This window comes from Azospirillum sp. TSO22-1 (assembly GCF_003116015.1).
In the GTDB taxonomy this organism is placed as follows: domain Bacteria; phylum Pseudomonadota; class Alphaproteobacteria; order Azospirillales; family Azospirillaceae; genus Azospirillum.
In genome coordinates, this window is the sequence record NZ_LGQZ01000213.1 from 1 (window position 1) to 10,288 (window position 10,288).

Below are 10,288 nucleotides of genomic sequence, written 5' to 3' on the forward strand. Positions count from 1 at the left end.
TAAAGCCGAGGATCCTTGCACTTTCCCTCACCCTCCCGCTCGTTCCGAGCGGGCCCCTCCCTCTCCCGGGACGGGAGAGGGGTATTGGGCCGAATGCACTTACCCTGGGGCTCTAGAAGGAAACTCAAGAACATGGACATCAAGGGACACGCCGCGCTCGTCACCGGCGGCGGCTCCGGGCTGGGCGCGGCGACGGCGCGGCGGCTGGCGGCGGCGGGGGCCAGGGTGGCGCTGCTCGACGTCAACGTCGACGGTGCTCAGGCATTGGCGCGCGAGCTGGGTGGCCTCGCCGTGCGCTGCGACGTCGCCGACCCGGACTCCGCCGCCGCCGCGGTCGTCGAGGCGCGCGCCGCCCACGGGCCGGCCCGCGTGCTGGTCAACTGCGCCGGCATCGGCGTCGCCAAGCGCATCCTCGGCCGCGACGGGCCGCAGCCGCTCGGCGACTTCGAGCGGGTCGTCCGCGTCAACCTGCTGGGCAGCTTCAACATGCTGCGCCTGGCGGCGTCCGACATGAGCGGGCTGGAGCCGCTGGAGGACGGGGAGCGCGGGGTCGTCGTGTCGACCGCCTCGGTCGCCGCCTTCGAGGGGCAGGTGGGGCAGGCGGCCTACGCTGCGTCCAAGGGCGGGGTGGCGTCGATGACGCTGCCGGCGGCGCGCGAGCTGGCGCAGTTCGGCATCCGCGTCATGGCGATTGCGCCGGGCCTGTTCCTCACCCCGATGATGCAGGGGCTGCCCGAGGAGGTCCAGGCCAGCCTGGGCGCCTCCATCCCGTTCCCCAAGCGCCTCGGCAAGCCCGAGGAGTTCGCCGACCTCGTGTTGACCTGCGTGGCGAACCGCTCGCTCAACGGCGAGGTGATCCGCCTCGACGGGGCTTTGCGGCTTCCGCCGCGCTGACGCTGTCGGCGTCGCCGCCGTCGTCCAGCGCCGGATCGCCGAGTTCGACGAGGCGGGCCAGCAGGTCGAGCAGCTGCGCCCGCCCGTCGGCGCCGACGCGTTCGCGCACGCGCTGCTCGTGCTCGGCCCACAGCGCGTTGAGCCGCTCCATCAGGGTGCGCCCCTTGGGCGTGAGGTGGAGCGCGTAGGAGCGGCGGTCGCCGGCGGCGGCCTTGCGCTTGACCAGCCCGCGGGCCTCCAGGGAGTCGAGCAGCGGGACGAAATTGGTGCGCTTGATGCTCAGCGCCGCGCTCACCTGGGTCTGCTTGAGGCCGGGGTTGCGCTCGATGATCGAGAGCACCGAGAACTGCGCCGGCCGGATGTCGGCGGCGGCGAAGGTGCCGATGAAGTCCTGGAACACCGCCATCTGCGCCCGCTTCAGCAGGAAGCCCATGGACTCGCCGATGAGGCCGAGGTCGACCACCGCGTCGGTGTCGGCAGCGGGCTGGGACGCGGCGGCCGGGGACGCTTTCGGGCGCCGGGTGCGGGTCGGCTTCGGGGAGGCTTCGGTCATGGCTGAGGGCTCGGCAGGGTGATCGTACGGCCGGCGGCGCCGGGATGCTGGGCAAAAGTCTAGCAGAGGCCGGAAGCGGCTGGTACCGCGATTATTGTTATGATACATCATTGTCATGAAAAATACAGAGGCGTTCGGGGAGGGCGACGGGTATGGGGTTCACGGCACCGGTGGATGAGATCGTCTTCACGCTCGAGCACGTCGCCGGGCTGGGCGCGGTGGTGCGCGACGGGCTGTTTCCCAGCCTCGACGACGAGCTGGTGCGCGCCCTGCTGGGCGAGGCCGGGGCGTTCGCCGAGGGCGTGCTGGCGCCGCTGAACCGGCCGGGCGACCAGGAAGGCGTGCGCTTCGCCGACGGCGCGGTGCGCACCCCGGCCGGCTTCCGCGAGGCGTACCGGCAATGGGCGGAGGCCGGCTGGAACGCCGTGGCGGCGCCCGAGGCGTGGGGCGGCGCCGGGCTGCCGGTGATGCTCAACACCGCGGTCATGGAGATGCACACCAGCGCCTGCATGGCCTTCGGGCTCGGCCCGGTGCTGACGCAGGGCGCGGTGGACGCGCTGCTCGCCCATGCCGGACCGGAGATCCAGGCGCGCTACCTGCCCAAGCTGGTCTCCGGCGAATGGACGGCGACCATGAACCTGACCGAGCCGCAGGCCGGCTCCGACCTCGCGCTGCTGCGCACCCGCGCGGTGCCGGCGGGGGACGGCAGCTACCGCATCACGGGCCAGAAGATCTTCATCACCTGCGGCGAGCACGACCTGTCCGACAACATCGTCCATCTCGTGCTCGCCCGGCTGCCCGACGCGCCGGCGGGGACCAAGGGGATCTCGCTGTTCGTCGTGCCGAAGCGGCTGGTCGGGCCGGACGGCTCGCCGGGCGCCCTCAACGACGTGCGCTGCGCCGGGGTCGAGCACAAGCTGGGCCTGCACGCCAGCCCGACTTGCACCATGGTGTTCGGCGACAACGGGGGGGCCGTCGGCTGGCTGGTCGGCGAGGAGAACCGCGGGCTGAACTGCATGTTCACCATGATGAACCGCGCCCGCCTCGCCACCGGCCTGCAGGGCGTGTCGATCGGCGAGCGCGCCTACCAGCAGGCCCTGGCCTTCGCGCAGGAGCGCCGGCAGGGCCGGGCGCCGGGCGCCGCCGGCACCAGCCCGATCATCGACCATCCCGATGTGCGGCGCCTGCTGCTGACCATGCGGGCGCTGACCGCGGCCGGGCGCGCCATCGCCTACGCGACCGCCGAGGCCATCGACCGCGCCGAGCACGGCGGCGACGCCGCGGCGCAGGAGCGCGCCGACCTGCTGACCCCGGTGACCAAGGCGTTCTGCACCGAGGCCGGCATCGAGGTGGCGTCGCTCGGCATCCAGGTGCACGGCGGCATGGGCTTCGTCGAGGAGACCGGGGCGGCGCAGCACCTGCGCGACGTGCGCATCACCTCGATCTACGAGGGCACCAACGGCATCCAGGCCATCGACCTCGTCACCCGCAAGCTGCCGCGCCGCGGCGGTGCGCCGGCCGCGGCCCTGATCGCCGGCTGGCGCGCCGTCGCCGACCAGGCCTACCGGGCGGACGCGGCGGAACTGGGGGCGCTGGCGCCGCGGCTGGGCGAGGCGCTCGACGCGCTGGAGGAGGCCACCGCCTGGCTGCTCGATCCGGCCCGCGACGCCGAGGAGGCGCTGGCCGGGGCGACGCCCTACATGCGCCTGCTCGGCCTGACCGCCGGCGGGGCGCTGCTCGCCAAGGGGGCGCTCGCCGCGCTCGGCCTGCGGCGGGGCGGCAGCGGCGACCCGGCGCTGACCGGCCGCGTCGCCACCGCGCGCTTCTATGCCGAGAACCTGCTGACCGACGCGCCGGGTCTCGCCCGCGCGGCGACCGGTGGGGCCGGCGCGCTGCGTGCCGGGCTGGACGCCTTCGCCTGACCGAATTCGTGAACACGGGAGACACCGCGATGAATGTCGACTCTCTGGTCGCCATCGACATCCACACCCACGCCGAGAAGTCCTGCCGCGCGCCCCTTCTGGAGGAGGCGCTGGAGATGGAGCGGGCGAAGGCCAAGTACTTCAAGAACGACCTCGGCCAGCCCGGCATCCCGGAGATCGCCGAGTACTACCGCAGCCGCAACATGGCCTGCGTCATCTTCCCGGTGGACGCCGAGTGCTGCACCGGCCTGCCGCGCGTGCCGAACGACGAGGTGGCCGAGCTGGTGGCGCAGAACCGCGACGTGATGATCCCGTTCGCCAGCATCGACCCGGCGCGCGGCAAGCTCGGCGTGCGCGAGGCGCGCAAGCTGGTCGAGCAGCACGGGGTGCGCGGCTTCAAGTTCCACCCGACCATGCAGGGCTTCTTCCCCAACGACCGCATGGCCTATCCGCTCTACGAGGTGATCGCCGAGTACAAGCTGCCGGCGCTGTTCCACACCGGCCAGACCGGCATCGGCGCCGGCATGCCGGGCGGCGCGGGGCTGCGGCTGAAGTACTCGAACCCGATGCACCTCGACGACGTGGCGGCGGATTTTCCCGACATGCCGATCATCCTGGCGCACCCATCCTTCCCCTGGCAGGAGGAGGCGCTGGCGGTGGCGACCCACAAGCCGAACGTCTACATCGACCTGTCGGGCTGGTCGCCGAAGTACTTCCCGCCGATCCTGGTGCAGTACGCGAACACGCTGCTCAAGCACAAGATGCTGTTCGGTTCCGACTTCCCGCTGATCACGCCGGACCGCTGGATCGCCGACTTCGACAAGCTGCCGATCAAGGACGACGTGCGGCCGCTGATCCTCAAGGAGAACGCGGCGCGGCTGCTCGGTCTGAAAGAGTAATTTCGGGCGTTCCCCCGCACGGCTTCTTCCCTGACGTGCGGATCCTGGGCCGGGTGCCGCTGGGCGCCCGGCCATTTTCTTGGGAATTGCTGAATCATGCCCTCCCTCGGCTCCGCCGGGGGAGGGAGGGCCCCAACCGCAGGTTGGGAGGGTGGGGGCCAGTTGCTGCGGAACGGCAAGAGCGCCAAAGTATGGCTGCGCCCGTCACCCCGAAGGCCATTGCCCCCACCCTCCCGCGCGTGGCGCGGGTCCCTCCCTCCCCCAGCGGGGCTGGGGGAGGGGTGTATCTCACACCGTCCGCGCCGACAGGCCGGTGCCGCCGTAGAGCCACTGCAGGCCGTTGTAGAACTCCTCCGGCGTCTTGGCGCCCAGCACGGAGTTGCGGATTTTCCGCTCCACCCCCTGCGCGTGGTAGATCTTGCCGAGCATGCGCGAGGACAGCACCACGCGGTAGGCGCGCACGATGCGCTCCTCCTGGTAGGCGGCGAAGGCGGCGGCGAGGTCGCCCTCGAAGCGCTCGATCTTGTCGGCCAGGCAGACGGAGTCCTCCAGCGCCATGCAGGCGCCCTGGGCGAAGTACTGGTGCGTCGGGTGCGCGGCGTCGCCCAGCAGGGTGACGCGGCCGTCCGTCCAGTTCTCGATCGGCTCGCGGTCGCCGAGCACCCAGCGGCGCCACTCCGTGGGCTTCTCCAGCAGCTTGCGCGCCTTCGGCACGATGTCGCCGAAGCGGCCGAGGATCTCCTCGCGGGTACCCGGCTCGTTGACGCCGACGTTGGAGACGTCGGTCTGGAAGGTTGCCACCACGTTGAAGGTCTTCCAGCCCTGCAAGGGGTAGTGGACCATGTGGCACTTCGGCCCGGCCCACAGCGTGGCGGCGTTCCAGCGCAGGTCCTCGGGCATCAGCTCGATGGGCAGCACGGCGCGGTAGGCGACGTGGCCGGACAGCCGCAGCTGGTCGCCGCCGGTCAGCTGCTCGCGGATCTTCGAGCGCACGCCGTCGGCGCCGATCACGCCGTCGGCGCTGTAGCGCTCGCCGGCCTCGGTGATCACGGTGGCGCCTGACGCGGTGGTCTCGTAGGCGACGACGCGCTGGTTGGTGAGCATGGTGATGTTGGCGTGCGCCCGGCAGGCGTCGAGCAGGACGCCGTGCAGGTCGGCGCGGTGGATCACCGCGTAGGGGTTGCCGAAGCGGGCGCGGAACGGCTCGTCCACCGGCATCTCGGCGACGAGGTCGCCGCTGACGCCGTCCATCATCACCAGCTTGTCGATGTACACCGCCCGGCCGCGGCCGGCCGGGCCGACGCCCAGATAGTCCATGGCGTGGAAGGCGTTCGGGCCGATCTGGATGCCGGCGCCGATCTCGCCGAACTGCGGCGCCTGCTCCAGCACCGTCACCGTGCAGCCCTTGTTCGCCAGCCCCAGCGCGGCCGACAGGCCGCCGATGCCGCCACCGGCGACGATCATGGTCAACTTTGCAGCTTCGGTCATGGTTCGCTCCCTTTGGATGTGTGGTTGGTTGGTTGGTTGTTAAACTCTGCGTACTGACGATCAGTATACTGATTATATGGCCGCGCCTTTCCCGCTCAGCCCAGCCCGACCGGGGCCGGGGCCAGCAGGACGATGCGCTGGAACAGCTTGGCGTAGTCGCTGGTCAGCTCCGGTGCGGTCATCGGGTCCTGGTTGGCGTCGAAGGCACGGTCGATCTCCGTCCAGTCCTCCTCGGTCAGCAGGGCGGGGAGCGCGTGCAGGATGCGGCTCTCCTCGATGGTCATGTGGTGCATGGTGAAGCGCGCGTAGTCGCGGGCGTCGGCGGCGAAGGCCGCCGCCTCGGCCGGGTCGGCCTGCCAGCGCGCCAGCCCGGCGCGCAGCCGCGTCACCCGCTCGTAGTCCTCCTCGTGCTGGCGGTGCAACTCTGCGATGGTGTCGTCGAGGTCGCGGGTGCGGCGCTGCACGGCCGGGAAGAGGACGCTGTCCTCCTTGGGGTGGTGCAGGCGCGCCGGAAACCCCTCGATGTAGGCGATGATCGCCTCCAGCAGCGGGAAGTCGGGCCGGTCCTGCCCGCCCGCCATCCGCTGGGCGAGCACGGACAGGCCGTCGACCACCGCCGCCAGGGTGCGATGCTCATCGCGGATGACGCGCAAACCGACGTGCATGGCGCAATTCCTCGTTCATGGCCGGGACGTCTCCTTGTAGGGGGCCCGGCTCGCTTCGTTGTTCTCGTCGACCACGCGCTCCAGCAGCGCCATGAAGGTCGCCCGCTCCTCGGCGCCGAGCGGCGCCAGGATGCGCTGCTGGGTGCGTTCCACCGCCGGCTCGATCTGCTCCAGCACGCGGCGGCCCTCGTCGGTCAGCGACAGCAGCTTCTGCCGGCGGTCCTCGATGCCCGGCGTGCGCCGGATCCAGCCCTTCTCCTCCAGCCGTTCGGCCAGCCCGCCGATGGTCGAGCGGTCGAGCGCCGCCCGGTGGGCGAGCGTGATCTGGTCGAGGTCCGGCGTCGCCTTCAGCACCGTCATCACCGCGTACTGCATCGGCGTGACGTCGGTGTCCCGGCATTCGTCGAAGAAGATCGACACGGAGATCTGGTGGGCGCGGCGGATCAGGTGGCCGGGCTTGAGGTGCAGTTCTTCGGGCAGCATGCTGAACCTGGCATCGCTGGTGGCGGAAGGCCGCACGGATAGCACGGAAGCGGACGCCCCGGCCACGCGCCGTGCGCTCCTCTTCCGCTCCTCCGGCGCGGCCTTCCCTCCCGTCATTCGATCGATCCAGGGGCGGCAGGCCCGACCGCCAGGGCGATGGTGCCGACGCCGTCGATCCGTCCCTCCAGCCGGTCGCCAGCGACCACCGGGCCGACGCCTTCCGGCGTGCCGGTGTAGATCAGGTCGCCGGGGCCGAGGTGGTAGAACTGCGAGAGGTGGGCGACCACCTCCGGCACGCTCCAGATCAGCGCCGAGAGGTCGCTGCTCTGCTTCACCGCGCCGTTGACGCTCAGCTGGATCAGCCCCTTCGACGGGTGGCCGATGGCCGAGGCCGGCACCAGCTCGCCGATCACCGCCGAGTCCTCGAACCCCTTGCCGAGGTCCCAGGGGCGGCCCATCTCGCGCGCCTTGATCTGCAGGTCGCGGCGCGTCATGTCGAGGCCGCAGGCGTAGCCCCACACCGCCTCCAGCGCCTCCTCCGGCGCCACCCGGAAGGCCGGGCGGCCGATGGCGATCACCAGCTCCATCTCGTAGTGGTAGTTGGCGGTGGCCGGCGGGTAGGCGACGGTCGCCCCGGACTCCACCAGCGCGTTGGCCGGCTTGGTGAAGTAGAAGGGCGGCTCGCGGTCGGGGTCGAAGCCCATCTCGCGGGCGTGGGCGGCGTAGTTGCGGCCGACGCAGAAGATGCGCGACACCGGATAGCGGGCGCCGCTGCCGCTCACCCGCACCGCCGGCACCGGCGGGGCCGGGAAGACGTACTCGGTCATGGACTCAGAACTCCTCGTAGATGCCGATCTTGCGCTGCAGCGGCGCGTCGTCGACGTGGAAGACGAAGGCCGGGGCGCCGCCCTCGGCGCGGTGGCGGACGGTGGCGTGGGTGGGGACGGCGATGGTGTCGCCCTCGCTCCAGGCCAGCGTGGTGCCGTCGATCTCCGACACGCCGCGCCCCTCGATCACGTGCAGCACGCTGCTGGCCGAGCGGCGCGGCGGCGCCACCTCCTCGCCGGCGCGGATCATCTGCGCCGAGAAGCCGAGGATCGGCAGGCACTCCTGCCCGGTCTCCGGGTTGACGTAGGCGAGGTGCACCGGCTCGCCCGGGCCGACGGCGGTGGCGAGGTCGAGCAGGTTCTGCCGCACCTCCCGCCACGGGAAGCGGATCAGCGGGTAGTCGGCGCGCTTCCTGTTCAGCGACGCGTAGGGCACCAGCCCGGCGCGGCGGTAGGTGGTCTGCGAGCGGTCGGCGGCGTTGCGGATCGACTGCTTCTCGCCCTCGATGCAATAGGACGCTTCCATGGCGTAGACCAGCGGCAGGTCGAGTGCGTCGAGCCACACCACCGGGCCGCTGCCCTCGTGGCCATGCTCGTGCCACAGGCCGGACGGGGTGAGGATCAGGTCGCCCTTCTCCATCGGGCACTTCTCGCCGTCCACCGAGGTGAAGCCGCCCGTGCCCTCGACGACGAAGCGCACGGCGCTCGGCGAATGGCGGTGGTTGGGCGCGGTCTCGCCGGGCAGGATCAACTGCAGGCCCAGGTAGATCGACGGCGTCGCCATCATCCGCTCCAGCCCGAGGCCGGGGTTGGACAGCACCAGCACGCGGCGTTCCGCCTTCTCGATCGGCGTCAGCTCGCCGGCGCGCATCAGGTGGTCGCGGATGTCGGCGTAGCGCCAGGCGAACGGCACGGTGGAACGGCTGGGAATGCCGTAGGGCAGCACGGCGCGCAGCGACGGCCACAGCGGCACCACGCTCAAGGACGCGAGATCCTCGACATAGCGCGCCGGCAGGTCGGCGAGCGTCCCCAACTGGGTGGACATCGGTTTCCTCCTCATCGGATGTCTGGGCGGATTCGGCGGGAGCCCCCGATCGGGGTGGCCCCTCGGGATGGCCCTTTGGAAGGGCCGTCCGGCGCCGCCGCACATTGATTATTGACAGCGTACTGATCGGCAGAGTACTGATAGTCAGCATACTGCGCAATAAAAATCGGCAGGCCGTTCGAACGGCCGCCTCAGATCGCATCCGTGAACGGGTCTATGGGAGGAACACCATGAACAAGCGCGCGATGGGCGTGGCGTTGGCACTGGCGCTCGCGGCGCCGCTGGCCGCCGCGCCGGCGGCGGCGGACACGCTGAAGATCGGCTTCATCTCCACCTTTTCGGGCCCGCAGGGCGTGCTCGGGCGGGAGCTGCTGGACGGCTTCCAGCTCGCCGTCAAGCAGGCCGGCGGCAAGCTCGGCGGGGCGGAGGTCGAGATTGTCCAGGGCGACGACCAGGCCAAGCCCGACGTCGGCGTCCAGCTGGCCGAGCGCATGCTGGAGCGCGACAAGGTGCACGTCGTCACCGGCATCAACTTCTCCAACGTGCTGCTGGCGGTCGCCAAGCCGGTGCTGGAGAACAAGACGGTCTACCTGTCGATCAACGCCGGGCCGTCGCAGCTCGCCGGGGCGGGGTGCAGCCCCTATTACTTCAACGTCGCCTTCCAGAACGACAACGTGCCGGAGGCGATGGGCGCCTACCTGACCCAGAAGGGCGTCGGCACCGCGTACCTGCTGGCGCCGAACTACCCGGCGGGCAAGGACATGCTGGCCGGCTTCAAGCGCTTCTACAAGGGGAAGGTCGTCGGCGAGGTCTACACCCAGTTCAACCAGCCCGACTACGCGGCCGAGCTGGCCGCCATCCGCCAGGCCAGGCCGGAGGCGGTGTTCTTCTTCTACCCCGGTGGCATGGGCATCAACTTCCTGAAGCAATACGCGCAGTCCGGGTTGAAGGGGGAGGTGGCGCTGTACGGCCCGTCCTTCTCGCTCGACCAGACGGTCCTGCCGGCGGTGGGCGACGCGGCGCTCGGCACGCTCAGCACCGCCTTCTGGTCGGAGGGGACGGAGAACGCCGCCAACACGGCGTTCGTCGCGGCGTTCGAGGCCGCCTACGGCCGCATCCCGTCGCCGGCCGCGGCGACCGGCTACGACGGCGCGCGGCTGCTCGACGCGGCGGTGAAGACGCTGGGCGGCAAGCTGTCCGACCGCGAGGCGCTGCGCAAGGCGATCGGGGGCGCCCGGTTCGAGTCGGTGCGCGGGGCCTTCCGCTTCAACGCCAACCATTACCCGATCCAGGACTACGCGCTCTACCAGGTGGTGAAGGACGGCAAGGGACGTGCGGTCAACGCCTACGTCGCCCCGGTCCTGAAGGAGCACCAGGACGCCTACGTCGGCGAGTGCAGGATGAAGTGAGGGAACGAACCCTCTCCCGTCCCGGGAGAGGGTGGCCGCGCAGCGGCCGGGTGAGGGTAAGGCCAAGGATCCTGGCGGGGGCCCCCCCCCCCCCCCCCCCTTT

The 10,288-nt window shown here is 71.0% G+C and carries 10 protein-coding genes; 4 read left to right on the forward strand and 6 right to left on the reverse strand.

Going from position 1 to position 10,288, the window contains the following annotated elements:
• The first annotated feature begins 132 nt into the window (after positions 1-132).
• Complete coding sequence (locus tag TSO221_RS34045) at positions 133-894, forward strand: SDR family NAD(P)-dependent oxidoreductase (protein ID WP_109122888.1); 762 nt, start codon at positions 133-135, stop codon at positions 892-894.
• On the opposite strand, the gene TSO221_RS34050 is transcribed toward TSO221_RS34045, so the two are convergent.
• Complete coding sequence (locus tag TSO221_RS34050) at positions 842-1,447, reverse strand: MarR family winged helix-turn-helix transcriptional regulator (RefSeq protein WP_109122889.1); 606 nt, start codon at positions 1,445-1,447, stop codon at positions 842-844. The two genes, TSO221_RS34045 and TSO221_RS34050, sit on opposite strands and share 53 nt — an antisense overlap.
• A gap of 152 nt (positions 1,448-1,599) precedes the next feature.
• On the opposite strand from TSO221_RS34050, the gene TSO221_RS34055 reads away from it, so the two are divergent.
• Together TSO221_RS34055 and TSO221_RS34060 are read left to right on the forward strand one after the other, a co-directional pair.
• The gene (locus tag TSO221_RS34055) at positions 1,600-3,369 is read left to right on the forward strand and encodes an acyl-CoA dehydrogenase (protein ID WP_109122890.1); all 1,770 of its coding nucleotides are present in this window, start codon (positions 1,600-1,602) and stop codon (positions 3,367-3,369) included.
• Positions 3,370-3,398: 29 nt separating this feature from the next.
• Positions 3,399-4,268 (forward strand): amidohydrolase family protein, encoded by an 870-nt coding sequence (locus TSO221_RS34060; protein ID WP_109122891.1) that lies wholly within the window; start codon positions 3,399-3,401, stop codon positions 4,266-4,268.
• 288 nt (positions 4,269-4,556) lie between these two features.
• On the opposite strand, the gene TSO221_RS34065 is transcribed toward TSO221_RS34060, so the two are convergent.
• The 5 genes from TSO221_RS34065 to TSO221_RS34085 form a co-directional block, all read right to left on the reverse strand.
• Positions 4,557-5,756: a 3-hydroxybenzoate 6-monooxygenase gene (locus TSO221_RS34065; protein WP_109122892.1), complete on the reverse strand. Its 1,200-nt coding sequence runs from the start codon at positions 5,754-5,756 to the stop codon at positions 4,557-4,559.
• 95 nt (positions 5,757-5,851) lie between these two features.
• Positions 5,852-6,421, reverse strand: a complete 570-nt coding sequence (locus TSO221_RS34070) for a hemerythrin domain-containing protein (protein WP_109122893.1) — start codon at positions 6,419-6,421, stop codon at positions 5,852-5,854.
• 15 nt (positions 6,422-6,436) lie between these two features.
• On the reverse strand, positions 6,437-6,904 hold the full coding sequence (locus TSO221_RS34075) for a MarR family transcriptional regulator (protein ID WP_199229749.1): 468 nt from the start codon (positions 6,902-6,904) through the stop codon (positions 6,437-6,439).
• A 113-nt stretch (positions 6,905-7,017) separates the two neighbouring features.
• The gene (locus tag TSO221_RS34080) at positions 7,018-7,731 is read right to left on the reverse strand and encodes a fumarylacetoacetate hydrolase family protein (protein ID WP_109122895.1); all 714 of its coding nucleotides are present in this window, start codon (positions 7,729-7,731) and stop codon (positions 7,018-7,020) included.
• 4 nt (positions 7,732-7,735) lie between these two features.
• Entirely contained in the window at positions 7,736-8,776 is a 1,041-nt protein-coding gene (locus tag TSO221_RS34085; protein ID WP_109122896.1) for a cupin domain-containing protein, read from the reverse strand.
• A 230-nt stretch (positions 8,777-9,006) separates the two neighbouring features.
• On the opposite strand from TSO221_RS34085, the gene TSO221_RS34090 reads away from it, so the two are divergent.
• A complete protein-coding gene (locus TSO221_RS34090) occupies positions 9,007-10,185 on the forward strand; it encodes an ABC transporter substrate-binding protein (RefSeq protein ID WP_109122897.1) in 1,179 nt (392 codons plus the stop codon).
• The last annotated feature ends 103 nt before the right edge of the window (positions 10,186-10,288 follow it).

What these genes read in the sequence shown, in the direction of transcription:
- TSO221_RS34070 (WP_109122893.1), bottom strand. Translation starts at nt 6,421, where the DNA reads ATGCACGTCGGTTTGCGCGTCATCCGCGATGAGCATCGCACCCTGGCG.
- TSO221_RS34065 (WP_109122892.1), bottom strand. Translation starts at nt 5,756, where the DNA reads ATGACCGAAGCTGCAAAGTTGACCATGATCGTCGCCGGTGGCGGCATC.
- TSO221_RS34075 (WP_199229749.1), bottom strand. Translation starts at nt 6,904, where the DNA reads ATGCTGCCCGAAGAACTGCACCTCAAGCCCGGCCACCTGATCCGCCGC.
- TSO221_RS34055 (WP_109122890.1), top strand. Translation starts at nt 1,600, where the DNA reads ATGGGGTTCACGGCACCGGTGGATGAGATCGTCTTCACGCTCGAGCAC.
- TSO221_RS34060 (WP_109122891.1), top strand. Translation starts at nt 3,399, where the DNA reads ATGAATGTCGACTCTCTGGTCGCCATCGACATCCACACCCACGCCGAG.
- TSO221_RS34090 (WP_109122897.1), top strand. Translation starts at nt 9,007, where the DNA reads ATGAACAAGCGCGCGATGGGCGTGGCGTTGGCACTGGCGCTCGCGGCG.
- TSO221_RS34050 (WP_109122889.1), bottom strand. Translation starts at nt 1,447, where the DNA reads ATGACCGAAGCCTCCCCGAAGCCGACCCGCACCCGGCGCCCGAAAGCG.
- TSO221_RS34085 (WP_109122896.1), bottom strand. Translation starts at nt 8,776, where the DNA reads ATGTCCACCCAGTTGGGGACGCTCGCCGACCTGCCGGCGCGCTATGTC.
- TSO221_RS34045 (WP_109122888.1), top strand. Translation starts at nt 133, where the DNA reads ATGGACATCAAGGGACACGCCGCGCTCGTCACCGGCGGCGGCTCCGGG.
- TSO221_RS34080 (WP_109122895.1), bottom strand. Translation starts at nt 7,731, where the DNA reads ATGACCGAGTACGTCTTCCCGGCCCCGCCGGTGCCGGCGGTGCGGGTG.